This is a genomic window from Moraxella lacunata (assembly GCF_002027545.1).
Classification (GTDB): Bacteria; Pseudomonadota; Gammaproteobacteria; order Pseudomonadales; family Moraxellaceae; genus Moraxella; species Moraxella lacunata.
This window is the reverse complement of sequence record NZ_MXAN01000022.1, coordinates 1-24,714: the sequence shown is the minus strand read 5'-3', so window position 1 is coordinate 24,714 and position 24,714 is coordinate 1. Positions and strand designations below refer to the sequence as shown.

At 45.3% G+C, this 24,714-nt stretch carries 24 protein-coding genes and 3 tRNA genes; 14 read left to right on the top strand and 13 right to left on the bottom strand.

The window, feature by feature from the left end; genetic code table 11:
* Window positions 1-137 precede the first annotated feature (137 nt).
* The 5 genes from B5J94_RS04300 (at window position 138) to gorA (ending at window position 4,549) form a co-directional block, all read left to right on the top strand.
* Entirely contained in the window at window positions 138-2,237 is a 2,100-nt protein-coding gene (locus B5J94_RS04300; protein ID WP_062499681.1) for a transglutaminaseTgpA domain-containing protein, read from the top strand.
* Window positions 2,238-2,377: 140 nt separating this feature from the next.
* Window positions 2,378-2,548: a hypothetical protein gene (locus B5J94_RS14060; RefSeq protein WP_156471061.1), complete on the top strand. Its 171-nt coding sequence runs from the start codon at window positions 2,378-2,380 to the stop codon at window positions 2,546-2,548.
* Window positions 2,538-2,726, top strand: coding sequence for a PIN domain-containing protein (locus tag B5J94_RS04295; RefSeq protein ID WP_079363952.1), 189 nt, complete (start codon window positions 2,538-2,540; stop codon window positions 2,724-2,726). The genes B5J94_RS14060 and B5J94_RS04295 overlap by 11 nt, the downstream gene beginning before the upstream one ends.
* Window positions 2,727-2,751: 25 nt before the next feature.
* Window positions 2,752-3,081 (top strand): PIN domain-containing protein, encoded by a 330-nt coding sequence (locus B5J94_RS04290; RefSeq protein ID WP_079363951.1) that lies wholly within the window; start codon window positions 2,752-2,754, stop codon window positions 3,079-3,081.
* A 106-nt stretch (window positions 3,082-3,187) separates the two neighbouring features.
* Complete coding sequence (gorA, locus tag B5J94_RS04285; protein ID WP_062499322.1) at window positions 3,188-4,549, top strand: glutathione-disulfide reductase; 1,362 nt, start codon at window positions 3,188-3,190, stop codon at window positions 4,547-4,549.
* A 247-nt stretch (window positions 4,550-4,796) separates the two neighbouring features.
* On the opposite strand, the gene trxB is transcribed toward gorA, so the two are convergent.
* Window positions 4,797-5,738: a thioredoxin-disulfide reductase gene (gene trxB, locus B5J94_RS04280; RefSeq protein WP_062499323.1), complete on the bottom strand. Its 942-nt coding sequence runs from the start codon at window positions 5,736-5,738 to the stop codon at window positions 4,797-4,799.
* Between the two features lie 195 nt (window positions 5,739-5,933).
* Window positions 5,934-6,602, bottom strand: a complete 669-nt coding sequence (gene miaE / locus B5J94_RS04275) for a tRNA-(ms[2]io[6]A)-hydroxylase (protein WP_062499328.1) — start codon at window positions 6,600-6,602, stop codon at window positions 5,934-5,936.
* A gap of 649 nt (window positions 6,603-7,251) precedes the next feature.
* Between miaE and B5J94_RS04270 the strand changes: the two genes are divergently transcribed.
* On the top strand, window positions 7,252-8,364 hold the full coding sequence (locus B5J94_RS04270) for a porin (RefSeq protein ID WP_062499329.1): 1,113 nt from the start codon (window positions 7,252-7,254) through the stop codon (window positions 8,362-8,364).
* A gap of 86 nt (window positions 8,365-8,450) precedes the next feature.
* On the opposite strand, the gene B5J94_RS04265 is transcribed toward B5J94_RS04270, so the two are convergent.
* The 10 genes from B5J94_RS04265 to B5J94_RS04225 form a co-directional block, all read right to left on the bottom strand.
* Entirely contained in the window at window positions 8,451-9,221 is a 771-nt protein-coding gene (locus tag B5J94_RS04265; protein ID WP_062499324.1) for a pteridine reductase, read from the bottom strand.
* Window positions 9,218-10,360 carry a hypothetical protein gene (locus B5J94_RS04260; RefSeq protein ID WP_062499330.1) on the bottom strand — a complete coding sequence of 381 codons (1,143 nt, stop codon included), beginning with the start codon at window positions 10,358-10,360 and terminating at the stop codon, window positions 9,218-9,220. Before B5J94_RS04260 ends, B5J94_RS04265 begins: the two co-directional genes overlap by 4 nt.
* Before the next feature lie 92 nt (window positions 10,361-10,452).
* A complete protein-coding gene (locus B5J94_RS04255) occupies window positions 10,453-12,792 on the bottom strand; it encodes an NADP-dependent malic enzyme (protein ID WP_062499325.1) in 2,340 nt (779 codons plus the stop codon).
* 146 nt (window positions 12,793-12,938) lie between these two features.
* The gene (locus B5J94_RS04250; protein ID WP_228144522.1) at window positions 12,939-13,532 is read right to left on the bottom strand and encodes a sulfite exporter TauE/SafE family protein; all 594 of its coding nucleotides are present in this window, start codon (window positions 13,530-13,532) and stop codon (window positions 12,939-12,941) included.
* Window positions 13,533-13,679, bottom strand: a complete 147-nt coding sequence (locus tag B5J94_RS14710; RefSeq protein WP_228144520.1) for a hypothetical protein — start codon at window positions 13,677-13,679, stop codon at window positions 13,533-13,535.
* Entirely contained in the window at window positions 13,672-14,223 is a 552-nt protein-coding gene (gene ybeY, locus B5J94_RS04245; RefSeq protein WP_062499326.1) for an rRNA maturation RNase YbeY, read from the bottom strand. The genes B5J94_RS14710 and ybeY overlap by 8 nt, the downstream gene beginning before the upstream one ends.
* Complete coding sequence (locus B5J94_RS04240) at window positions 14,213-15,313, bottom strand: PhoH family protein (protein ID WP_062499327.1); 1,101 nt, start codon at window positions 15,311-15,313, stop codon at window positions 14,213-14,215. Before B5J94_RS04240 ends, ybeY begins: the two co-directional genes overlap by 11 nt.
* 130 nt (window positions 15,314-15,443) lie before the next feature.
* Window positions 15,444-15,519, bottom strand: a tRNA-Asn gene (locus tag B5J94_RS04235).
* Window position 15,520: 1 nt separating this feature from the next.
* Window positions 15,521-15,596: transfer RNA gene (locus tag B5J94_RS04230), tRNA-Lys, on the bottom strand.
* Window positions 15,597-15,631: 35 nt separating this feature from the next.
* A tRNA-Lys gene (locus tag B5J94_RS04225) sits at window positions 15,632-15,707 on the bottom strand.
* A 180-nt stretch (window positions 15,708-15,887) separates the two neighbouring features.
* Here B5J94_RS04225 and dut point away from each other — a divergent pair.
* The 4 genes from dut to B5J94_RS04205 all read left to right on the top strand — a co-directional run bounded on the left by dut (window position 15,888) and on the right by B5J94_RS04205 (window position 19,105).
* On the top strand, window positions 15,888-16,352 hold the full coding sequence (dut, locus tag B5J94_RS04220) for a dUTP diphosphatase (protein ID WP_062499826.1): 465 nt from the start codon (window positions 15,888-15,890) through the stop codon (window positions 16,350-16,352).
* A 57-nt stretch (window positions 16,353-16,409) separates the two neighbouring features.
* On the top strand, window positions 16,410-17,309 hold the full coding sequence (argB, locus tag B5J94_RS04215; protein ID WP_062499824.1) for an acetylglutamate kinase: 900 nt from the start codon (window positions 16,410-16,412) through the stop codon (window positions 17,307-17,309).
* A 96-nt stretch (window positions 17,310-17,405) separates the two neighbouring features.
* Complete coding sequence (locus tag B5J94_RS04210) at window positions 17,406-18,473, top strand: DUF4349 domain-containing protein (protein WP_062499822.1); 1,068 nt, start codon at window positions 17,406-17,408, stop codon at window positions 18,471-18,473.
* Window positions 18,474-18,640: 167 nt separating this feature from the next.
* Window positions 18,641-19,105: a hypothetical protein gene (locus tag B5J94_RS04205; RefSeq protein ID WP_062499820.1), complete on the top strand. Its 465-nt coding sequence runs from the start codon at window positions 18,641-18,643 to the stop codon at window positions 19,103-19,105.
* 157 nt (window positions 19,106-19,262) lie between these two features.
* Here the strand turns inward: B5J94_RS04205 and B5J94_RS04200 are convergent, their stop codons facing one another.
* Window positions 19,263-19,616, bottom strand: a complete 354-nt coding sequence (locus tag B5J94_RS04200) for a Spx/MgsR family RNA polymerase-binding regulatory protein (RefSeq protein WP_062499818.1) — start codon at window positions 19,614-19,616, stop codon at window positions 19,263-19,265.
* Between the two features lie 91 nt (window positions 19,617-19,707).
* Between B5J94_RS04200 and leuS the strand changes: the two genes are divergently transcribed.
* From leuS to holA, 4 genes are all read left to right on the top strand, one after another.
* Window positions 19,708-22,299 carry a leucine--tRNA ligase gene (leuS, locus tag B5J94_RS04195; protein ID WP_062499816.1) on the top strand — a complete coding sequence of 864 codons (2,592 nt, stop codon included), beginning with the start codon at window positions 19,708-19,710 and terminating at the stop codon, window positions 22,297-22,299.
* A gap of 284 nt (window positions 22,300-22,583) precedes the next feature.
* The gene (locus B5J94_RS04190; RefSeq protein WP_062499813.1) at window positions 22,584-22,871 is read left to right on the top strand and encodes a hypothetical protein; all 288 of its coding nucleotides are present in this window, start codon (window positions 22,584-22,586) and stop codon (window positions 22,869-22,871) included.
* A 42-nt stretch (window positions 22,872-22,913) separates the two neighbouring features.
* Window positions 22,914-23,402: an LPS-assembly lipoprotein LptE gene (locus B5J94_RS04185; RefSeq protein WP_062499811.1), complete on the top strand. Its 489-nt coding sequence runs from the start codon at window positions 22,914-22,916 to the stop codon at window positions 23,400-23,402.
* An 11-nt stretch (window positions 23,403-23,413) separates the two neighbouring features.
* Window positions 23,414-24,430 carry a DNA polymerase III subunit delta gene (holA, locus tag B5J94_RS04180; RefSeq protein WP_062499806.1) on the top strand — a complete coding sequence of 339 codons (1,017 nt, stop codon included), beginning with the start codon at window positions 23,414-23,416 and terminating at the stop codon, window positions 24,428-24,430.
* Window positions 24,431-24,714: the final 284 nt, after the last annotated feature.

Below are 24,714 nucleotides of genomic sequence, written 5' to 3'. Positions count from 1 at the left end.
GTGCACAGCACGCCCCTACACCCAAACATCATTACGTTTGTGGTAATTTTAAAGTTTCTTGGATGTAAACAAAAAGGTTAGTATCTGCCTAATTTTACCAAATCATCTATCAAGCAAAACCACACGACACAGACACCATGAACAGCACTTTTCACGATTTTGGTCAAGGTAGAAAAACCCTAACCACAAGCCCCCAAAAATTTTGGCAAAAAATCCTTGCCCTGCCTGCCTATCACTGGCTACTGCTTGCCATGGCGTCGCTTGTGTTGCCCCATGCGATGGGCATTCCTGCGTGGCTACTGGTCGCACTCATCATCAGTGTCATCATGCAAAAACCCAGTATCAAGGCACGCCTATACCGCCTAAGTGGTGGGCGACTACGCCGTATCTATCAAGTGGTACAGGTGCTACTATTTTTGGGTGGTACAGTGGCGATTTGGGTGAGCTTTGGGCAGGCGTTTGGCGTGGATGTGGCGGTCAGCTTTTTGGTGCTGTGCTTTGTGGCAAAGGCGTGGGAGCTCTATGAGAAGCGGGACGCTTATGTGGCGTTAAACCTTGCGTTATTTACACTGGCGTCGGCTTTTTTGATACGACAGGATTTGAGTGTGGCGATGGTGGGACTGCCGACACTCATGATGATATTGGTGGGCTTTATCGCCATTAGTGATGATGATAATGCCGATGGCTCGGGGCGACTGCGTGCGTTAGGCATGATAACCCTGCCTGCCATCCCCTTGCTTGTGGTGCTGTTTTTGTTCTTCCCCCGTCTGCCCCCGATGTGGTCACTGCCGATGGCGGGCAAATCAGCGACGACGGGCGTTTCGGACAGTATGTCACCAGGGGATTTTTCTAATCTGAGTCAATCGACCGAACTGGCGTTTCGTGCCGAATTTGACGGACAAATGCCAAACCGCCATGAGATGTATTGGCGTGGATTGGTGTTTAGTGATTTTGATGGGGTGACGTGGCGACAAAGTGAGTTTTCGCCCCATTTTTGGCCATCACGAGATGGCGATACGCCCCCAGCATGGGCGATGAGTGCGTATCAAGGCATGGAACATCATTATCAGGTCATCTTAGAGCCGACCGAGCAAAACTGGCTGTTTGCTCTAGATTATCCACGTTTGCACCCTGAGCGTGGCATGGGCATGACGGGCGATTTTACCCTGCGTCATTATTACCCGATTAGCACCCAAAAACGCTATCGTGCCAGTTATTTTAGTCAGCCCAAGGTGGATATTGAACTCACTGATATCCAAAAACACATTAATCTGCGTCTGCCAAAAGACGGTAATGAGCAGGCTCGTGCCTTTGCCAGAGAGCTCTACGCCCAGACTGGCGACCCTGTCCGCTATGTACAAGCGGTGCAAAACTTCATCACCACGGGCGGATTTAGTTACACGCTCTCGCCCCCTGTGTTGCGAGATGACCGCATTGATGAGTTTTTGTTTGGGACAAAGGCGGGGTTTTGTGAGCATTATGCATCCAGTTTTACCTTTTTAATGCGTTCGGCAGGCATTCCTGCTCGGGTGGTGGCAGGCTATCAAGGCGGTGAGCTTGGGCGTGATGGGCAAAGCTGGGAAGTGCGTCAGATGGACGCACATGCATGGACGGAAGTGTGGTTTGATGGACAGGGCTGGGTGCGTATTGACCCGACCGCCTTTGTCTCGCCTGACCGTGTGGAGCAGGGCATGAATGCCGTGACTGATTCTGGCGGTGCGTCCATGTTTGGCGATGGGATGGCAGGGCAATGGAGCTATCAGCAGTTTAAGATGCTACAAACATTGAGACGCTACTCTGACCAGATGGGCTATTATTGGCAAAAAAACGTGGTCGGTTATGACCAAGATGAGCAAAAAGACTCGCTCTTTAAGTGGTTTAATATCACAAGTTTTGCTCAGCAGTTTTGGACATTGGTCGGGGGCGTGGGAGTGCTTGCTGTCTTATTTGTGGGTGTGATGATGTACCGACGCAGACGACAGTATCATGGGCTGGACGTGCTACTTGTGAAGCTCTCGGCAGGGCTTGCCAAGCAGGATAAGGCATGGGGCAAGGGGGCGAGCGAGCCTTATCTGACTTGGCTTGACCGTCTAAAAACGCCAAATAATGCCGAAGATATTGATGAATTAAAGAGCTTGTATCGCAAACACCGCTATGGGCGAGACGGGCGCGTGGATAAAGTGGTGGTCGGTCAGATGATGAATATCGTCAAGCGGTTGGCGGGGCGTGCTAAATGAGCGTGGTTAGGATTGGGGTTTTTTTTGGGTTTTGATTGTGTTACAATGGCTTATCTTTTAAAAGGAGTCATCCATGATAACCCTAGACTTACCCCCCACAAGTAGAGACGCAACTTGTACAAATTGCCAAGCAACAAAATATGTCGGCAAGTGATTATCTTGCATCCATGGCAGAAAAGTTGGTTGCCGAGCAACAAGGCAAAGACCTTGATGAGATGTATGAGTTTCTTGGACTAAGCCCATTTATCACAGGCACACATACAATTACTGATAAATACATCAATGAACTAAGGGAAGAACATGGTATCTAAAATCGCCTTACTTGATGTTAATGTATTGATTGCCTTGTTGGATAACAAACATAAGCATCACGCACTTGCGACAAGCTGGTTATTCGAATGGTTGATTGCAGGGAATCGTTGGGCGAGTTGTCCGATTACGCAAAATGGCTGTATGCGGATTTTATCATTAAATCTCTTTCCAAACTAAAAATAAACCCTTGTAAGTATTGGGGTTGAAGTTTTTAAAAATCTACAAAAATCAGGGTTTGGAAAGAAGTCTATTGCCTAGCTATGAAAATGGCTTTAAAATCTTAGACACTAAAGAGAAGCTAACAACTTTTATTGACAAAAGTCATCATATCTTCATCCCCGACAACATAAGCCTATTACAAGATGAGCTTATCAACTGGCAACACATTCAAGGCTCAAAGCAATTAACCGATGCGTATCTACTAGCTCTTGCCAAATACAACCACGCTGTTTTTATATCGCTTGACAGTCGCATTGCCACGCATACCGCTGTTAGTATTGGCGAGCAGGATTTTATCAGTTTAATCAATTAAAAAATCATCTATCAACAATCAAAAAATTTTATCAAACATTTTCCCAAAACCCATAAATCGTCCCCATTATATTGATACATTACTCAACCTTTTTTGGAGAAAACTTATGACCAGACATTTTGATTATATTACCATCGGTGGCGGTAGTGGCGGTATCGGTTCTGCCAACCGTGCTGCCATGTATGGTAAAAAAGTTGCGGTGATTGAAGCTAAGCACGTTGGTGGAACGTGCGTCAACGCAGGTTGTGTGCCAAAAAAAGTGATGTGGTACGCAGCGAACATAGCAAACACCATTCATCACTATGCCCCTGATTATGGTTTTGATTTGGATGCAAACGACTTTGATTTTACCAAACTGGTAAAAAACCGCACCGCCTACATTAATCGCATTCATGAATCTTATAAAAACACCTTTAAGAAAAATGGTGTAACCTTAATCAATGGTTTTGCCAAATTTCTTGATAAAAATTCGGTGGAAATCAGCCATGACAATGGCGATACCCAAATCATTACCGCCGACCATATTTTGATTGCCACAGGCGGTCGCCCATATCGTCCAAACATAGAGGGGGCGGAGTTTGGTATTGATTCAGATGGCATTTTTGCTTTGACTGAGTTGCCAAAATCGGTGGCAATTGTTGGTGGTGGCTATATTGGTGTTGAGATTGCAGGGGTATTAAATGCACTTGGCGTGGAGACACATTTGTGTGTACGTAGTGGTATTTTAAAAAATTTTGATGAAGACATTGTGGAGGTCTTAACCGATGTCATGGTCAAAGATGGCATTACATTCCACACAGGCGTAAATCCCACTAAGATTGAGAAAAATGACGGTCTGAACGTTTATTTTGACAATGGTGAGACCCTAAATGTAGAGTGCTTGATTTGGGCGACAGGGCGAGTGCCAGCAACTGATGCCATTGGTCTTGATGAGATAGGTGTGGCGACCAACAACAAAGGTCAAATCATCGTGGACAAATTCCAAAATACCACGGTAGACGGCATTTATGCGGTGGGTGACATCATTGAAAGTGGCATAGAGCTGACTCCTGTGGCGGTGGCAGCAGGTCGCAGACTCTCCGAGCGACTGTTTAACAATAAGTCCGATGAGCATTTGGATTATTCAAACATCGCCACAGTGGTGTTTAGCCATCCACCCATTGGTACGGTGGGCATCAGTGAAAAAGTTGCTATCCGCGAATTTGGGGCGGACAATGTCAAGGTCTACAAGTCTAACTTTACACCCATGTACTCTGCTGTAACCACGCATCGTGAACCATGTCGCATGAAACTTGTGTGTGTGGGCGATGATGAAAAAGTGGTTGGCTTGCATGGTGTGGGCTTTGGTGTGGATGAGATGATTCAGGGCTTTGCAGTTGCCATAAAAATGGGGGTAACCAAGCGTGATTTTGACAACACCATTGCCATTCATCCCACAGGCAGCGAAGAGTTTGTTACGATGAGATAAATACCTGTTTTATAAGCAAAAATGGTATTTTTAAAATCCTTTTAAAATTTGGACGTGTAGGGGCGAATCACATTCGCCCTTATAAAACGCATTTAATGTAGGTTTTTAACCATAAAAAGACAAATTGCCTAGGCGGTTTGTCTTTTTGTCATTTAAGTTAAGGTTGCCATCAACAGACAAAAAGCCCATTTAGAAAACAATTCTAAATGGGCTTTTTGTCTAAATCAGCGGTTTGTCTTAGATAAAATCACATTGCATCCAAGTATTTCTCCGCATCCAACGCTGCCATACAGCCCGTCCCTGCTGATGTAATCGCTTGGCGGTAGATGTGGTCTGCTACATCCCCACAAGCAAATACACCTTCCATACTGGTGGCGGTGGCGTTGCCGTCCAGTCCGCTTTTTACCACGATATAGCCGTCTTTCATGGCAAGCTGACCGTCAAAAATGGCGGTGTTGGGCTTATGCCCGATAGCGACAAACATACCCATGGCATCGATTTGTTTGGTTGTGCCGTCTGTGTTTTGGATAACCACGCCTGTTACGCCCATGTCATCGCCCACGACTTCTTTGACACTGCTGTTCCACTCTATCGTGATGTTGCCGTTTTTGACTTTTTCAAAGAGTTGGTCTTGCATGATTTTCTCGGCACGCAAACTATCACGGCGGTGGATTAGGGTAACGTGGCTTGCGATGTTGGATAGATATAGGGCTTCTTCTACGGCGGTGTTGCCCCCACCGATGACGACTACTTTTTGGTTTTTATAAAAAAAGCCGTCACAGGTGGCACACGCTGACACACCACGTCCCATAAATGTCGTTTCACTCTCCAAGCCTAGATATTGGGCGGTCGCCCCTGTGGCGATGATAAGAGCGTCACAGGTATAAGTGCCGTTGTCGCCTGTTAGGGTAAAGGGGTGGTTTTGTAGGTCGGCGGTGTGAATGTGGTCATAGATGAGCTGCGTCCCAAAACGCTCGGCATGTTCTTTCATGTTATCCATGAGTTCACCCCCTGTTAAGCCTTCTTTTCCGCCTGTCCAGTTGTCAATCTCGGTGGTGGTGGTGAGCTGTCCGCCCACTTGTAGTCCTGTGATGATGACGGGGTTTAGGTTGGCTCGGGCGGCGTACACCCCCGCTGAGTAGCCTGCTGGTCCTGAACCCAAAATGATGAGTTTGTGATGAGTGGTCATGATATTTCCAAATATAAGATGATAAAATAAATACGTTTAACTTTAAGTCATCAATCACTTAAAGTTAAAACCAAGGCAAAAGCCAAAGAATAAAGCCATAATATGCGTCTGCCTGCCCAAATTACAAGCACCACACACGCTAAAATTTAAAATCCGATGATTGATAAATACGATGATGGCTTGCTTGGATAAATTTTAAACAAAGTCAGGCACGCCACTATGAAAGCGTAACTCCCCATCAGGGCTGTCTATCAGCTCGGCTTCCACCGCTCGGAAAAACGCCACTCGCTCATCTATCGGTTCATCTGACACCGACTGGGCGAGGGCAAGGTAGTCTTCATAATGACGACTTTCGGATTTAAGCAGGTATTTATAATACTTTGATAGCTTTTCATCATTGATGACATCCGCCAATGCTGAGAATCGTTCACATGAGCGAGCCTCGATGAACGCCCCGATAATCAACACGTCTATCATGCCCGCAGGCTCCCACGTGCGTTTGTGCTTTAATAGTCCCTTGGCGTATCGCCCTGCAGGCAGGTGCGACCATGCAATGCCACGCTCTTTCATGAGTTCTAGCACTTGCTCATAGTGAAGCATCTCTTCACGCACCAGCTGGGCAAGTTTTTCTTGCAAATCTCTGTGAAACTCATAACGAAAAATCAAATTCATCGCCGTCCCTGCCGCCTTTTTCTCGCAGTTGGCGTGGTCTTGCATGAGCAGGGGGAGATTATCTTTGGCGACGGCAAGCCATTTATCGCTGGTTTTTGCCCCCAAAAACGCATGAATGTGGCTAATGTCGGTTTTGGCTTTGGCACGGCTTGCGATGGCGTGCAGGTCATCTTCGGACAGTATGTCGGTCATGGCATCGTAATAAATCAAAAAGCAGTGGCTATTTTATCATGATTTTATCAAGCTGGCGATAATATGATGTGGGGATTTTTACCCAAAAAAACAGCGATTTGATAATATTGATATTATTTATTGGCATCATCTGTTTGGCGGTCTACTCAGTCATTTTGCCGTATAAATTGTTTATTTTTATACTTATCTCATGTTTATCTCACGCCTAAAATGATGACGAAATACAGTCATCCAAAAGAAGTCGGTTAAATTTATAAGTATAATTAAAAATCACTCTCAATGTTTACAAAATTTTTGGAAAACAGAAACATTTTAAGTTATTGATAAATATATATATTTTAAAAAAATACAAAAAAAATATGAATTTTTGTGATAAAAGGTGTTGCAAAATATGACAAAATTGGTATTCTATACACACGGTATGGGATTTATGCTGTTTTGATTTATTTGTTGCACTTGATGTATGATTTAATGATGTTTTATTAAAGATTGCAAAAATTGTCATAAATACGTCATGAAACTATGATGAAATACCCATATTGGAAATAACTTAAAAAAGCCGTGATAAGCTGTTAAGCGATTGATGGTTTATCACACTGGGTGCAAGCGTACAGCAGCCCCATCACTAAAAATGTCAGTGGAGAAACCCATGAAAAAACTACTTTTAGCGTCAGCCGTTGCTGCTCTGTCCGTATCTGCTGCTAACGCAGCACCCACCGTTTACGGTAAAGCGTATTTGACCGTTGATGCCAGCAATGCTGAGACAACTTATAAGTCAGGCATTGTACAGACCAAAGAAGACACCAATGAAAGCGGTCTTAATTCAAACAGCTCACGCATTGGTCTAAGAGGCTCAGAAGCATTGACCGCCGATATTGATGTGGTTTATCAGCTTGAATACGGCATTAATATTGATAGTGGCGATGATACTGTTAGTCAAGTGGTCGGTGTCAGACCTAAATATCAGTCTGGTAATGTTGTATTAGATAATAATGGTCAAGTACAATACGAACCTATTTTTGGGGATAAAAAAGTTAAAAAAGATCAGTTCTATGCTCGTGATACTTACCTAGGTCTTGCTCATAAACAATACGGCACATTATTGGCTGGTCGCTTAACCACCATTGATGATAATGTTGATTTTGCCAGCGTGTTGGAAGGTTCTAACGTGGGCGATATCGGTCCTACGTTTAGTGCCCCACGTGCTAATAACGCCTTTGCTTATGTATCACCTGAACGTAACGGTGCTCAGTTCTTGGCCATGTATGCTTTTGATTCAGATACTGATGTCGGTGGTATTGCTGATAAAGACCAATATGGCATCGGTGCTACTTATAGCACAGGTCCTATGAATGTGGGTGCCTCTTACATTGGTTATGGCAAAAACAACCACTTACGCCTATCTGGTAACTATGCTGTCTCGCCAACATTAACGGCGGGTGCTTTATATCAAATTTCTAAATTTGACACAAGAAACAGCAAAAAAGAAAACACCCTTATCGTCAGTGGTGAAATGAAAACCGCCACCCCATGGACAGCCTATGGTCAAGTGGCTTTGATTAAAAATGTCGCTGGTTTTGATAATAAGTCAATGGGTGTCGGTGTTGGCGGTAAATATGCCTTTAATAAAGCCACCACAGGTCACATCTACACTGGCTATGTCAACAGCGAACGTAAAAATGTTACCATCAACAATAACCTATACGATAGCTCTAAAAATACTGGCTTTGGCATCGGTGCAGGTCTAGAATACAGATTCTAAGTTGTACTGTTTGTATCACACCCCACAAAAACCCGCCTTATGGTGGGTTTTTGCTGTTTTAGATTTTTCATTTGCTAGCCACTTTTTTATCCACCCCTTAACGTCAAGCTTCGCCCACCGTCCACCGCTAAAATCTGCCCTGTGATATAAGGAGTAGTTGCCAAAAATAGCACCGCTTGGGCGATGTCATTGGGCGTACCGATTTTTTGTAAAGGGACGGAATTTGTTAGCTCGTCTTTGGTATGGTCGTTTAATTCGTTGTTTTTATTATCTTCTGGAAAAATATTCACACCGGGGGAGACGCCATTGACCCGCACGTTCGGGGCAAGCTCCAATGCAAGCGACTGCACCATGCCCAAATGTGCCGATTTTGCCATGTTATAAATGGGATAACCGACAAAGGGTTTATCTCGTGCGTGAATATCAAGTAGGCTAATAATCGCCCCATGATTTGTGATAAGCTCATCTTTAAAAGCATGACTTAAAAATAACGGGGTTTTGGCATTGGTCAAAAATAAATCATCCCAATCTTGTTGCCATTTATCAAAATCATCATTCATATCACTGGGATAAAAACTTGACGCATTATGCACCAAAACATCAATCCGCCCAAATAAATCTAGGGCATGATTTTTAAAATCTGCTAGTGTATTTTTATCATTGATGATATTTAAATCTGCTTGAATGATTTTAGCACTATTATCACAAATGGCATTTAATTCATCTGCCAGATATTGAGCGTCTGTTTGGCTATGATGATAATGAATGATGACGTTAAAGCCATGACTGTGAAAGGCTTGGACGATTGCCTTGCCAATGCGTTTTGCTCCGCCTGTGATGAGGGCGACTTTTTTCATGGAAGTTCCTTTTTTAAAAATTCGTTTAATTTTAAAAGGCGTAACCGTGCCAGCTCATCGCCAATTTGTTTGCCTTTTAATGATTTATCAATATCGTTAATCGTTACCGATTGATAAAGACTAATGGCGTGATTAAAAAATTCACGATTGATTGTTTTATCGTTTATGATTTCTACCGTATCAATTAAATCAAATAATAGCTTGCTGTCTTTTTGGGCTTTGGTGCTTTCTATTAAATTTAATAATTTATCGGCAGGGATATTTTGATAATCGGTTAATTCATTAAAATGCGTGATAAATAATTGAGCAAATTGCGTGATGACTTTGGGCGTTAATAACCGCTCGCACAATGTTGATAATTCATTTTTATTATCCAAAAATCCATAAGTTAAAATGGCAAATTTGATATGCAATGGCTTATCATGGGCGGTTTTTAATTTATCAAATGTGATTTGGCGAATGGTGTTATCTTGCCAAATGGTGTTTAGTTCGGGTAGAATTTGTTTTAAAATATCTAAGTCAAATAACAACTTAAAAAACGCAAACGCACACGGCTCATCAAAAGCCTTCACGCATTCCGTCCAAATCCGCTCACGGCTTAGGTGCGATAATTCGCCACGCTCAGCAATGGCTTGCATAAGGCAGGCGGTATCGGGGGCAACCGTAAAACCCAGCTCATAAAAGCGGGCATAAAACCGAGCCACTCGCAACACACGAAGCGGGTCTTCGCTAAATGCAGGCGACACATGGCGTAAGAGCTTGTTTTTTAAGTCATTTTGACCGCCATAAAAGTCCACCACCTGCCCTGTGCGTGGCGTGTCGTCAAACAGCCCACCGACTTCTATGGCAAGGGCGTTTATCGTTAAGTCTCGGCGTGCTAGGTCGTCTTGTAGGCTCACCCCGTCCGTCTGTACAGCAAAACCTTGATAGCCCTTGCCGTTTTTGCGTTCGGTGCGGGCAAGGGCGTACTCGGCATGGGTGTGCGGGTGCAAAAACACAGGAAAATCCGCCCCAACTTGGGCAAAGCCTTGGGCGAGTAGGTCGGCAGTTGTTGCCCCGACCACCATAAAATCTTTGTCTTTGATAGGGCGAGATAGGAGCATATCACGCACCGCCCCACCGATCAAATATACTTGCATGGTAAATTTTTCCGATAAATTTGGGTCATTGTAGCGTAAATTAACCAATAAAAAAAGCACCCTGATGAGTGCTTTTTTGGGTTTTGGCAGGCTTATTTCGCCATGTCCTGAGCGTCCGATACCGATAGGGCGGTCATGTTGACGATACGGCGAGCGGTCGCAGAAGGTGTCAAGATATGCACCGGCTTGTCCGCACCGAGCAGGATAGGCCCTAGGGCGGCCGAGCCTGTGGCGGTTTTTAGCAGGTTAAAGGCGATGTTGGCACTGTCAAGCGTTGGCATGATAAGTAGGTTTGCCGAGCCTTTTAGCGTGCTAAATGGATAGCTGTGCTGACGCATACGCTCATCTAGGGCGATGTCGCCGTGCATTTCGCCATCAAACTCAAAGTCCACGTTCATCTCGGTCAAGATGTCGTGTACTTGACGCATTTTGAGAGCAGAAGCACGGTCTGATGCCCCAAAGTTAGAATGCGACAGTAGGGCGACTTTTGGTGTGATGCCAAAACGACGCACCGCTTGGGCTGCCAAAATGGTCATCTCGGCAAGCTCTTCGGCGGTTGGGTCTTCGTTGATGTAGGTATCAGCGATGAACAGGTTGCGGTTTTGCATGAGTACAGCACTCATGGCGTAGAAGTTGGCAATGCCGTCTTTTTTGCCGATGACTTGATTTAGGTATTTTAAGTGTAAGTGATAGAAGCCAAACGTACCACAAATCAAGCCGTCCGCATCGCCAAGCTCGACCATGAGTGAGCCGATAAGTGTGGTTTTACGGCGAACATCACGGCGAGCCAGCTCCAAGCTAACACCATTACGCTGATTGGTGACGTAGTGATGTTCGGCATATCTGTCGTAGTGGGGGTTGTTGTTGGGGTCGATGATGGTGATGTTTTGACCATCAGCCAGACGTAAGCCCAGATTGTCGATTTCTTGGTTGATGACGGCAGGGCGACCGATAAGGATGGGCTTGGCGATTTGCTCGTCCACCACCACTTGCACCGCACGCAACACGTTGATGTCTTCACCTTCGGCATAGACAATGCGTTTGGGATTGGTTTTTGCCTTGTTGAAGATGGGCTTCATGGCAAGGGCGGTGTTATAGACGAACTCGGACAGTCTTTGCCGATAGGCATCAAAATCGGCAATCGGCAAGGTTGCCACGCCTGTATCCATAGCAGCCTTGGCAACGGCAGGGGCAATCTCTAAGATAAGATTTGGCTCCAAAGGACCAGGGATTAGGTACTCACGTCCAAAGCTCTTGCCGGTTTCGTCCTTTTGACTGTCTATCGATGGCGTGGCTTCAGTATGTGCCATGGCAGCGATGGCGTGCACGCAGGCCAGTTTCATCTCTTCATTGACCACAGTCGCCCCAACGTCCAATGCTCCACGGAAAATATAAGGGAAACATAGGGCGTTATTGACTTGGTTGGGGTAGTCTGAGCGACCCGTTGCCATAATCACGTCCGAACGCACCGCATGAGCAAGCTCTGGCATAATCTCAGGGGTGGGGTTGGCAAGGGCAAAGATAATCGGGTCTTTTGCCATTGAGCGTACCATATCCTGCGTAACCACGCCCGGCCCCGATAGACCTAGGAAGACATCGGCGTTCACCATTACTTCCGCCAAAGTAGTCTTGTCGGTATCACGAGCAAAACGGGCTTTGGATTCGTCTAGGTTTTCACGGCTTGTGGTAATCACGCCTTTTGAATCTAGTACATAGATGTTCTCTTTACGTACGCCCAATGCCACTACTAAGTCAAGACAAGAGATGGCGGCAGCCCCTGCCCCTGAGCAGACAAGCGTAATCTCGCCGATATTTTTGCCGTTTAGTTGTAGAGCGTTTAGCAGAGCGGCTGCTGAGATGATGGCGGTGCCATGCTGGTCATCATGGAACACAGGAATGTTCATGCGTTCACGCAGTTCACGCTCGATTTTAAAGCATTCTGGGGCTTTGATGTCTTCTAGGTTAATCCCACCAAAGGTTGGTTCTAGGCTTGCTACCGTCTCGATGAACTTATCAGGGTCGGTTTCATTAATCTCAATGTCAAACACGTCAATGCCAGCGAACTTCTTAAACAGTACGCCTTTACCTTCCATGACAGGCTTGGACGCCAACGCACCGATGTTACCAAGCCCAAGTACCGCAGTACCGTTGGTAATCACACCCACTAGGTTGGAGCGAGCGGTGTATTTGGCGGCAAGTTTGGGGTTTTTTTCGATTTCAAGGCAAGGTACTGCCACACCAGGGGAGTAGGCAAGGGCTAGGTCTCGTTGGTTGGCGATTTGTTTGGTGGGGGTGACAGAGATTTTGCCGGGGCGGGGGTGTTCGTGGTAGTGTAGGGCGTTTTGTTCAAATTGCAAACGCTGAGCATCCGCTTCGGATAAAAAAGCGGTGTCTTGGGTTTTGTCCTGTGCAGGGACATCTTGATGAGCCATAGTGGTTTTCCAAGTTGTTGTGAAATAAAATCGCCCTATTTTAGCATGATTTTGGGGGTCGTGCTAGGTTTTGTTGACGAGTGTCTTGGATGGATGTGATTGATGAGTTGGTTGGGTTGATGAGTGTGTTCAAAGATGGGCGTGTTTTAAAACACCACCCCAATCCACCCAAATTTCACCGCATTATCATAGATGATTTTTAAGGCGATGACAGTAAGTAGCCACGGTAAGACAGTTCTCACCCATGCCATAGGCAAACGGTTACGCAGTTTGACCCCTGCCCATGAGCCAAAGGAGGCGGACACTACCATAAGTACAATCACTTGCCAATAGTCAAAAAACGCAAACCCCAAAGCGACATAGACCGCAAGTTTTAGGACGTGTACCAACGACATCATGAGCGAGCCGACCGTGACGACCACGTCATTGTTGTCGTATTTTTTCATGAGTAGGGGTAGGTGCAACGGGCCGGGGGCTCCGACAAATAACCCAATGCCTGTTTGTAAAAAGCCGATGAGATAAAAACTCTCAAAGCTCTTTAATAGGCGATTGACCGTGCTTGACCACTGAGTAAGTAAGATATAAATGGCGATAAATAGGGGGATTAAGTCTAATCTGACAAATTTTACTGCCATCCCAAAAAACGCCACACCCACCACCGCTCCGATGACAAACGGACGAAAATGAGTAAAATCCAAATCACGCCGACCAAACCACACACGGCTAACGTTGCTTGCCAGTTAGGTGGTGCCATGAATGGGGATAATGGTGGACGCAGGCAAAAACATGGGTATAAACCCAAGCAAAATCGTCCCACCGCCAAGCCCTGTAATCCCTGCTAGGGCGGACGTAAAGAAGTTGATGATACCTAAAATGACATCACTCATAAGGGTTATTGAGACCTAGCCCACTCAAAATCTCAATCTCAAAGCCCTCCATCTCGTCCTGCTTCTCCTGCCCAAGCTCATGATCAAAGCCGAGTAAGTGCAATACACCATGTACGATTAGGTGCGTCAAATGCTCGTCCACCGTTTTGCCTTGCTCATCTGCTTCACGCACCACGACCTCATGACAAATCACCAGCTCGCCCAGTGGTATATTATTCATCATTTGACAGACATCGCTCGGTATGTCGCTTGGGTAGGATAAAATGTTGGTGGCGTAGTCTTTGCCCCGAGCGTCAAGGTTGAGCTCACGCCCCTCGTCTGTGCCACAGACATAAATATCCAAAGATTTTGGCAAATCTATCCAGTTTTGAGCAGGTAGTTCATCAAATGGATAATAGGGCAACGCCAAACCGTGCGTGATTTTGTCATTCATCACCGTTAAGGCATGATTAAAAATCTCTGTAATTTTTATTTCATTATAAATTGGCAACTCAGCGAGACCTGCCACATCATCGGCAAAACTGAGCGTTATCTCATTCATCATTGCCGTCCTTGCCACCTTGACCGCTTTTGTCGTCTTTTATGCTATTTAAAAAGGACAAGGCGTTTAACGTGCGGTTTAGCTCTTGTTCTTGACGTTGTTTTTTGCGGATTTTGGCTCGCTCGCTCTCAATCTGATTCTCCACCACGTCATGAGCGTCATAGGCATCAATGATTTTTTGCACCAGATGATGTCGCACGACATCTTTACTGCTAAACTGCGTGATGTGAATGTCATCAATATTTGCCAAAATTTTGAGAGCCTGAGACAGTCCCGACTTATGACCACGGGGCAAATCCACCTGAGACGTGTCGCCTGTGATGACCGCACGACTCCCAAAGCCTAGCCGTGTCAAAAACATTTTCATCTGCTCAGGCGTGGTGTTTTGGGCTTCATCCAGTATCACAAATGAGTTATTGAGCGTCCGCCCACGCATATAGGCAAGCGGGGCAACTTCGATGATTTGGCGTTCTAGGAGCTTACCCACCTTTTCAAAGCCAAGCATTTCATATAAGGCATCATACAGGGGACGTAAATAGGGGTCAATTTTTTGGGTCAAATCCCCTGGCAAAAAGCCTAATTTTTCGCCCGCTTCCACGGCAGGGCGGACAAGCAAAATCCGCTCAATCTCGCCACGCTCTAACATATCCACCGCCACCGCCACGGCAAGGTAGGTCTTGCCCGTACCAGCAGGCCCTACGCCAAACGAGATGTCGGATAGCAGGATGTTACGCACATATTCGGCTTGGTTGTGTCCTTTTGGTGTGATTTTGCCCTTGCGAGTCGATAGGCTGACAGGCGTGTGCGTTTGGGTAGTTTGTGGATTTCGGGCAAGGCTTGCTTGTATTAGTAGGTGCAAGTCTTCTGGGGTGATGTCGTCTGATTTTTTGGCAAGCTCATAAAGCTCGCCCAGCACATATTCGCCACGCTCCACTTGGGTCAAATCGCCTGTCAGCATAAAGTCATTGCCACGATTGATAATGGCAATATCAAGGCGGTCTTGTAGGTATTTTAGGTGTGTGTTGTATTCGCCAAGTAGGGTGCGAAGCTCAAAGGGGGTCAGCTCAAAATTGAGAGTGCGAGTTAGGCTCAAATGGGTTTTCCTTTTGAATGAAAAATGATAAACAAGGCTTATATGCTTTCAAAAAATAAAAAATCAAGCCAGTAAATGACATTCAAGCAATAAAAAACCCTTTTCCAAAACAGAAAAGGGTTTTTAAATATGGCTCCCCAACCTGGGCTCGAACCAGGGACACACGGATTAACAGTCCGATGCTCTACCGACTGAGCTATTGGGGAATGGTGGGTCGTGCAGGATTCGAACCTGCGACCAATTGATTAAAAGTCAACTGCTCTACCAACTGAGCTAACGACCCGTTAAGCACAAGGCTTATTCGGTCATCTAGGATAATGGTGGGTCGTGCAGGATTCGAACCTGCGACCAATTGATTAAAAGTCAACTGCTCTACCAACTGAGCTAACGACCCTTATCACTAAATGTGGTGCGTATTATACAGGGAAATTTTGATACGTCAAGTGTTTTTTATGAAATTTTTAAAATTTAGCAAAATAAAATGCTTTTTGGGCTTTGGCATTGCTTTTTTGGGGGCAGTTGCTTAAAATTAGCCAATCATTGATGAAATTGAGTTATTTAAAAAGGTAATCTTATGCAATCCGTCCAAGTCAAACTCCTAAACCCAAAAATCGGCTCCGACCCTAATTTTCCTTTGCCTACTCGTGCCACAGACGGCTCGGCAGGCATAGACCTAAGGGCATGTATTGATGAACCTGTGGTTATCCATGCAGGCGAAACCAAACTCATCGGCACGGGGCTTGCAATATACATCAAAGACCCTAATTTTGCAGGGATTATTTTGCCACGTTCAGGGCTTGGGCATAAGCATGGCATTGTGCTTGGCAACCTAGTGGGCTTGATTGATGCTGACTATCAAGGCGAGCTGATGGTGTCGGTGTGGAACAGAAGCGACACCGATTTTACCCTAAATCCTGCCGAACGCATGGCTCAATACATGGTGGTGCCTGTGGTACGTCCAAGCTTTGAGATTGTCGATGAGTTTAGCGATGACAGCGAACGTGGGGCAGGTGGGTTTGGTAGCTCTGGGGTTAAGTGATTGATTTTAAATAATTGTCAAAATTTTAACCCATTTTAAATTTTAAAGGAAAAATTTATGCAACACAAATCCCTAACCCTAGACGAAGCCAAACACACATCAGAAGTCATCACAACTGCTTTGCCTTATATCCAACGTTATAAAGATAAGCTCATCGTCGTCAAATATGGCGGTAATGCCATGACCAACCCTGTATTAGAAAGCTCCTTTGCCCGTGATATTGTCCTTTTAAAAACCGTTGGCATTCACCCTGTGGTGGTGCATGGCGGGGGCCCACAGGTGGATAATCTCATGAATGAACTTGGGCGTGAGTCTGACCGCATAGACGGCATGAGAGTTACCGACAAAGCCACGATGGACGTGGTGGAGATGGTGCTGGGTGGTAGCGTGAATAAATCTATCGTTAATCTTATCAACAAACACGGCGGACAGGCGATTGGCTTGACAGGCAAAGATGCCAATCTCATCAGAGCGACCAAACTTACCATGACCGATAAGGACGGTAATGCCATTGATTTGGGTTTTGTCGGAGAAGTCGCCCACGTCAATACAGATGTCATCAATATGCTTATCCATAGCGACTTTATCCCTGTCATCGCCCCACTAGGTGTGGATGAAAATGGTGAGACCTATAACATCAATGCCGACCTAGTGGCGAGCCGTGTGGCAGAGTTTTTAAATGCCGAACGCCTGCTTCTGCTCACTAACATCAAAGGCGTGCTAGACAAAGACGGCAACGTGCTGACGAGCCTATCACCCACAGACGTGGACAATCTCATCGCTGATGGTACGATAGGTGGGGGCATGATACCCAAGATTGCAGGGGCGTTGGATGCTGTCAGGGCAGGGCTTAGAAGTGCAACCATTGTGGACGGGCGAGTACCACACGCTTGTTTGCTTGAAATCTTTACCGAAGAAGGCGTGGGTACGCAGATTTTGCGAGAAACTAATGGTTAAATTTTAAAGGCGGTCTAGCACCGTCTTTTTTATGCGTAAAACTTGCTTTAAAAAGAATAATCATTTATATTAACCCAAACCCGTTTGGAAATCCCCATGCAAAAATCCCTTGCCCTTATCGTCTTTATCGCTTTATTGTCCGCCTGCTCCCCACAGCCCCATGGCGGCGAGATGTCTCATCAATCGGCAAGCTCTGATGTGGCAAGTGTGGATATGGCAGACGTTACCAATGCGGACGTAAGCGATTCAAATCTTGACAACTCAAACCCCAATAGCCCAAACCCTGATAATCCTACCCTTGACAGCCAAACCACCACCCAAGGCGAGCAGGTTCATTTGGCAAACAAAGCCTTTATCATCAAGGCGGATGTAAATTTTGCCGTCAAAGACGTGGTTGCCACCAAAGACCAATTGGAGAGCCTAACCCTACAAACGGGCGGATATATCCAAACGTCCAAGATTTATAACAACATCACCGACACGCACCGCTATCCGATTGGGGGTGAGCAGTTAAAGGTGCTGACCCATTTTGTGCGTCATGGCATGATGACGGTGCGTATCCCCAAGGCAAATGCGGGCGAGTTTTTGAAGGGGGTACAAGGACAAGTGGTGTTTTTGGACGGTCAAGAATTTAACGCCACCGATGTTGCCCTAGACTTACAGCGTAACGCCCTACACGCCCAAATAGAAGCCGAACGCCAAGCCAAACTGGGCGAGCTTAACGCCACCAAAACAGATGATTTGGCGGACAAATCGGCTCATGTGGGCGAGATGACAGATTCAAAATACCGCCAAACCCTTGCCGAGCTTGACCGCAAGGCTCTTGCCGAGCAAGTGGCGTTTAGCACGATAACACTTGCCTTTTATCAAAATCCGCAAATTTTTGAATCGGTCATGCCCGACACACAGGCATACATCGCCAAAGACGAGCGGGCGAATTTTGGTCATCGCTTTGTCCAAAGTATTGGCACAGGTTGGCTGTATTTCTTAGAATTTATCTTGTGGCTGACAAGTCTGTGGGCGTTTGCTTTTGGGCTTATTGTCGCTACTCTATTTTATAAAAAGGTGTTTAAGCCGTTTTATAATCGACCGTTTAGAAAAAAGGCAACTAATGGGACGGTAAAGCCGAAGGAAGTGGGAAATAAAGAGAGAGATGATAAATGATAAGGTTGGGTTAAAGTGATTTTAAATTTTTCTGATTTTATTAAAAATACTTTTTATAAAATTAAAATAGTTTTAAAATTAAAATACATAAAGGCAGTTTATTCGTCTGATTATCAAGATTGGCTTGGGAAAACTACCATTTATTGACTGTAAGAGATTTATGGGTTATGAAAATTGTGTATCACATTACCGCTCAATTAATAAATGACGGTGATAATCATAAAGAATCTAAATCACAAATCTTGGTCAATGACCAACCCATTGGTATATTTATTGATGAATGCCACCTAAGAGATGTTGTACAAGTAGATGTGGATAAGTTTATTTTGTTTGCAACCCATGATTGTCCCTTTGAAGAAACGTTGAGTGTTTATTTGATTGACATTAAAAATTCATTGATTATGGATGGTTTGTGGTTGGGATTGGCGTATCATACAGATTTTTTCACTGGTATAACCATTGAGAATGATACAATCAAATTTAATTTTATAAGTAATGATGTATGGGAATTAACGTATGTCAAACAAGGATTTTTTGATGGTATTCATGCGTTAAAAGAAATGATTAATCCTATTGTGCATAGACGGCTATCTATAAAGTGTTATCTAAAAATACATAACGCCCAATCTTAATTTAAAGTGGTAATTTATGATTGTTGGGTGGTTATTTTTTAGATTATAGGGGCGAATTACATTCGCCCAAAAATCAACACTTTATTACAGGGCAAATGTGATCTACCTCTATAATCTACCCAAAGGCGTGATTGATTAACAAACCAAATTTAAACCACTACACCCCAAACACCCCACCCCATTCATGCTCATCAAAGCCGATAAGTGCCACGTCATCGCCCACGACTATCGGGCGTTTTAGTACGCTAAGGTTGTCCTTGACTATCTCATACATGGCGGATATGTCGCCACCTGTTAGCACGGTTTTGGCGGTGTCGTCTAGCTTTCGGTAGGTTGTGCCTTGTTTGTTGATGACTTTTTCGCCAAAGGTTGCCACAAACTTGGCAAAGTCATCTTGGCTTAGTACCGACTTTTTATAATCAAAAAATTCATACGTTATGCCGTTTTGATTTAAAAAATCAAACGCTTTTTTCATGGTGTTGCAGTTTTTTATGCCATAAATGGTCGTCATGGGGGTGTCTCGCTTTACAAAATATTGGCAAATTATAACAAAAATCGGCTATAATAGCGTGTTAAATTTTTTATTTTTGAGTTAGCCTATCATGAGCCTAAACGATTACAACTTTAAAGCCATTGAACAAGCCCAGCAAGCCAAATGGCAAGCCGATAACCGTTACCACACAGATAATAATGACCACGGCAAACCCACCCGCTATATGCTCTCCATGTTCCCCTATCCAAGCGGTAAGCTACACATGGGGCATGTTCGCAATTATGCCATTACGGACGTATTATCTCGCTACTACCGCCAAAAGGGTTATGATGTCATGCAGCCGATGGGCTGGGACGCTTTTGGCTTGCCTGCCGAAAACGCCGCCATTGACAACGAGGTTGCCCCCCATGCGTGGACGATGTCCAATATCGAGCATATGCGTGGGCAACTAAAATCGCTAGGTCTTTCCATTGACTGGTCTCGTGAGTTCGCCACTTGCAATCCTGAGTACTATAAATGGGAGCAATGGCTATTTTTACAGCTTTACAAAAAAGGCTTGGTATATAAAAAGTTATCTACCGTAAACTGGGACCCTGTGGATAACACCGTCCTTGCCAATGAACAAGTTGTGGACGGTCGTGGCTGGCGTTCGGGGGCGTTGGTCGAAAAACGTGATATTCCGATGTATTATTTTAAAATCACGGACTATGCGGACGAACTGCTTGATGATTTAAAACTCTTAGAAAACAAATGGCCAAAACAAGTCCTAACCATGCAACAAAACTGGATTGGCAAAAGTCATGGCATGGAGCTGGATTTTACCTATGAGCTAGACGGACAAGCGGACAAACTTACCGTCTTTACTACTCGCCCCGATACAATCATGGGCGTAAGCTATCTTGCGGTATCGGCAGAGCATCCGCTTGCCCAATATGCGTCTCGCCAAAACGAAAAAATCGCTGAATTTTGCAGGTTGTGCAAACAAGGCTCGGTTGCCGAAAGTGAGCTTGCCAAAGCCGAAAAAGTGGGCATGGATACAGGGCTATTTGCCAAACACCCTGTAACGGGCGAAGATGTGGCGATTTGGGTTGCCAACTACGTTCTCATGAGCTACGGCTCGGGGGCGGTCATGGGCGTGCCTGCTCATGATGAGCGTGATTTTGAATTTGCCAAAAAGTATGATTTACCAATCAAACAAGTCATTGAATTTAAAGGCAAAGAATACAGTACAGACGCATGGCAAGACTGGTATGGCGACAAAAATGGCGTATGCGTAAACTCTGGCGTACTTGACGGCATGGGTAAAGACACCGCTACCGCCAAAATCCTAGAAGTCGTGGGCGATAAGGCAAACGCCACCATTCAATACCGCCTGCGTGATTGGGGCGTGTCCCGCCAACGCTACTGGGGCTGTCCGATTCCGATGATTAACTGTCAGTACTGCGGAACGGTGCCTGTGCCTGAGAGCGATTTGCCTGTGGTGCTACCTACCGATGTCGTGCCTGACGGTCGTGGTAATCCCTTAAAATCAATCCCAGAGTTTGTCAACTGCACCTGCCCAAAATGCGGGCAACCTGCCGAGCGTGAGACCGATACCTTTGACACCTTTGTGGAGAGTAGCTGGTACGCCCAACGCTTTACCACGCCACACGATGACACCCAAATGATCGGCAGACAAGGTGCGGACAAATGGCTGTCGGTCAATCAATATGTGGGCGGTATTGAACACGCCATTTTGCACCTATTGTACGCCCGCTTTTTCCATAAAGTCATGCGTGATGAAGGCTTGGTTGGCGGTAGTGAGCCGTTTGAGTGCTTGCTCGCTCAGGGCATGGTGCTGGCAGGGACGTTTTATCGGAGCAATGCAGACGGCTCAACGACTTACTATTTCCCCCATGAAGTTGAAGTGCGTGGCAATGAAGCGGTGCTGATAGCGGACGGCGAGCCTGTTACCATTGGCAAAATTGAAAAAATGTCTAAGTCCAAAAACAATGGCGTAGACCCACAGACCATTATGGGCGAATACGGAGCGGATACAGTACGACTGTACACCATGTTTACCGCCCCTGCTGACCAAACGCTAGAATGGTCGGATTCTGCCCTAAAAGGTCCTTATAATTTTGTCAAAAAAGTATGGCGACTTGCCGATGAGCATTTGAGTGCAATTGCTGATGTGGATAAATCCGCCCTAGACGTGGCAAACCACAGCCTATCCAAATCCGCCAAAGCCCTACGCCGTAAGACCCATGAGACCATTGCTAGAATTGACACCGCACTGGGCGAGCATTTAGCCTTGAACACGCCTGTATCGTCTCTTATGGAGCTTGCCAATGACATTGGGGCATTTAACGTGGCGGACAGTGGCGATTTGGCGGTGCGTCATGAAGCGATTATCACGCTTTTGACAATCCTATCGCTATACGCTCCGCACGTTGGCGAGCATTTGCTAGAAGTGTTTGGTTTTGACAGTCGCAAGCTTGCTTTCCCCACACTTGACAAATCGGCACTGGTGAGCGACAGCATTGTCATGGCGGTGCAAGTAAACGGCAAAGTGCGTGGCGAGATTGACGTACCGACAGGCACGGACAACGACACCATTAAACAACTGGTTCTATCGCATGAAAGCGTTGCCAAATTCATCACAGGCGAGCCTAAAAAAGTGATTGTGGTGCCAAATAAATTGGTGAGTGTGGTTGTTTAATAAATTTGGCATTGTTAAATCAAGGTAAATTTTAAAAGTTAGCCATTGTAGGGGCGAATTGCAATTCGTCCAAAAGCCAAGACATTGACAGGGCAAATGTGATTTATCCCTACAAATTATTCAAATTTACTGATAAGCAATGCCATTTAAACCATTTAATTAAATAAATGCGTGAAATTATCACAGGGCGAATAAATTGCCCCTACGCATTCAGTAAACACGCCAATCAACGTTGATAAAATAAACCAATGTTATTTAAAATCATTCATTAACTCTTTTACATTATGCCAAAAACCAAACTGTTTAGCCTATTATCTAACATTGCTGTTTTAGCCAATTTGGTCGTGGGATTTTTGCAAATTCATTGGGCGGTCATTGCCGTATTTGTTGTCATTCATGCCGTGTTGCGACTGGGCTATTTAAAAGCAGAAAGCGAGAATGCCGTGCGTGATGAAAACACCACCCAAACCAGCATTGCCCCGCCTGTCGTGAGTAATATCGCAAGTGTGATTACGGCGGTGATTTTGGCAGCTGCGATTTATTGGGTGGGTTTTGGGTGGAGTATTTCGTGAAGTGATTTGATATGAAGTGATTTAATATAATAAAGGACAACCATGTCAAAATTTTTAACCGCCCCAGTATTAGCATTAGCCGTATTATCTACCCTAACCCTATCGGGGTGTGGATTTGCCTTGCGTGGGACAGACGAGAGCTTACAGATTGCCCCTGTTTATCAGACCGTGCAGTTAAGCCTTGACGATAGTCAAGAAAACTTGCATCTAAAACGAGCCATGACCAAGCATTTGGAGCTTATGCACCTAAACACAGGACTTAGCACTAATCAAATCCGTGTGGATAATTTGCGGTTTCGCCGCTATGAGTTGGTCGGTATCTTGACCGAGATTCGTCTGGTGTTAAGTGCGGACGTCGAAATCACCGTTGGCGGAAAAACCATCACCACCCCCATGCAAGTGGAGCAAAGCTATCAATATAATGAAGCGAGTGTGGTAACGCTTGACCAGCAGGGCGAAGAGAGTAGGGGCTGGCTCTATGACCAGCTAGGCGAACGCATTGCCGAGCGTTACCGAGCCATGGCACGCTAAGCGAGCAGACCGTGCAACAGCGATTTTTACCGCTTTTTCATCATCTCAAAAACGACAACACCACGCCCACACAGGGGCTGTGGGTTATGCACAGTGATGAGCCACTGCTACACCAATGGCTCATTGACGCCTGTCGCCCCCAATGGTCGGCGAACAGTCAGTTCATCAAACGTATGGAGCTGACGTCCACCAAATCATGGCTGGACGTGGTCGCCGAGCTAAATGACTTGTCACTGTTTGGCGACAGTACCGCCTTGATTGTTACAGGCAATCATAAGCCAGATACTAAGGCAATCGCACGCCTAAGTGCCTTTGCCGATGACGTGGCAGGCGGACATAGTCATAATCATCTCATCTGGTGCCTGCCAAAGCAAGACAAAAAATCACTATCCACCAAAGCCATAAAGCTTTTTGACAATCAAGGGCTTATCATTGACGGCAATGTCTATAATGAGTCGGTACGTACCGACATCTTGACCGCCAAAGCCCAAGAGCTTGGGCTAATCCTAAGCCCTGATGCGTGGCAAATGCTCCTATCGCATACCGAACATCATCTGTTGTCGGCATATCAGACCCTGTGGCGGACGTCCTTTTTATGCACACACGGACAGATGATTGGCGTGGACGAGTTGGAGTGGTCGCTGGTGGATGGGGCGGATTTTACCGTGTTTCATCTGTCGGATACCATGCTTGCGGGCAACGCTCAAAAAAGCCTTGCTATCTTGCACCACCTAAAACGCACCGAAACCGCCCCAAGCATTGTACTGTGGGCAGTTGCCAAAGATGTACGGCTGATTTTACAAATTCAGGCAGGCAAAGTCCCAAGCGAGTTGGGTATTTGGCAGAGCAAGGCATACACCTACGAGCAGACGGCACGGCGACTGTGCGGGCAGGGTGGGCAGTGGCTATCCAGCGTCTATGACATTGATAGGGCAATCAAGGGCGTGAGTGATAAAGATGTGTGGCAACTACTGACCGATTTGGTGCTATCGGTGTGTGGGGTAGGGATAAATGAAGGACGTTATTAATAGACTTCTTTCCAACCTAGATTTTTATGGGTTTTTTAAAAACTTTAACCCTAGTATTTATAAGGGTTTATTTTTAGTTTGGAAAGAGATTTAATTACAAAACGTTACCATTTTACCATAAAAATTTATAAAAAATACTTAGGGCTTAATTGTTGTTTAAAACAAAAACTTTATAATGGTTGTTGGGTTTTAAAAATTGAATGGGTTAAATTCAGATATTTTTAAGATAATTTTTAAGAATAATCATTTAACTTCAAAATACACCAATGACAGTAGCAACTGTA

Coding starts and splice junctions, on each gene's coding strand:
- B5J94_RS04255 (WP_062499325.1), bottom strand. CDS start 12,792: ATGGCTCATCAAGATGTCCCTGCACAGGACAAAACCCAAGACACCGCT.
- trxB (WP_062499323.1), bottom strand. CDS start 5,738: ATGACCACTCATCACAAACTCATCATTTTGGGTTCAGGACCAGCAGGC.
- B5J94_RS04210 (WP_062499822.1), top strand. CDS start 17,406: ATGCAAAAATCCCTTGCCCTTATCGTCTTTATCGCTTTATTGTCCGCC.
- miaE (WP_062499328.1), bottom strand. CDS start 6,602: ATGACCGACATACTGTCCGAAGATGACCTGCACGCCATCGCAAGCCGT.
- gorA (WP_062499322.1), top strand. CDS start 3,188: ATGACCAGACATTTTGATTATATTACCATCGGTGGCGGTAGTGGCGGT.
- B5J94_RS14710 (WP_228144520.1), bottom strand. CDS start 13,679: ATGAGTGATGTCATTTTAGGTATCATCAACTTCTTTACGTCCGCCCTA.
- B5J94_RS04300 (WP_062499681.1), top strand. CDS start 138: ATGAACAGCACTTTTCACGATTTTGGTCAAGGTAGAAAAACCCTAACC.
- leuS (WP_062499816.1), top strand. CDS start 19,708: ATGAGCCTAAACGATTACAACTTTAAAGCCATTGAACAAGCCCAGCAA.
- B5J94_RS04270 (WP_062499329.1), top strand. CDS start 7,252: ATGAAAAAACTACTTTTAGCGTCAGCCGTTGCTGCTCTGTCCGTATCT.
- dut (WP_062499826.1), top strand. CDS start 15,888: ATGCAATCCGTCCAAGTCAAACTCCTAAACCCAAAAATCGGCTCCGAC.
- B5J94_RS04265 (WP_062499324.1), bottom strand. CDS start 9,221: ATGAAAAAAGTCGCCCTCATCACAGGCGGAGCAAAACGCATTGGCAAG.
- B5J94_RS04185 (WP_062499811.1), top strand. CDS start 22,914: ATGTCAAAATTTTTAACCGCCCCAGTATTAGCATTAGCCGTATTATCT.
- B5J94_RS04260 (WP_062499330.1), bottom strand. CDS start 10,360: ATGCAAGTATATTTGATCGGTGGGGCGGTGCGTGATATGCTCCTATCT.
- argB (WP_062499824.1), top strand. CDS start 16,410: ATGCAACACAAATCCCTAACCCTAGACGAAGCCAAACACACATCAGAA.
- ybeY (WP_062499326.1), bottom strand. CDS start 14,223: ATGATGAATGAGATAACGCTCAGTTTTGCCGATGATGTGGCAGGTCTC.
- B5J94_RS04205 (WP_062499820.1), top strand. CDS start 18,641: ATGAAAATTGTGTATCACATTACCGCTCAATTAATAAATGACGGTGAT.
- B5J94_RS04295 (WP_079363952.1), top strand. CDS start 2,538: ATGGTATCTAAAATCGCCTTACTTGATGTTAATGTATTGATTGCCTTG.
- B5J94_RS14060 (WP_156471061.1), top strand. CDS start 2,378: ATGTCGGCAAGTGATTATCTTGCATCCATGGCAGAAAAGTTGGTTGCC.
- B5J94_RS04190 (WP_062499813.1), top strand. CDS start 22,584: ATGCCAAAAACCAAACTGTTTAGCCTATTATCTAACATTGCTGTTTTA.
- B5J94_RS04200 (WP_062499818.1), bottom strand. CDS start 19,616: ATGACGACCATTTATGGCATAAAAAACTGCAACACCATGAAAAAAGCG.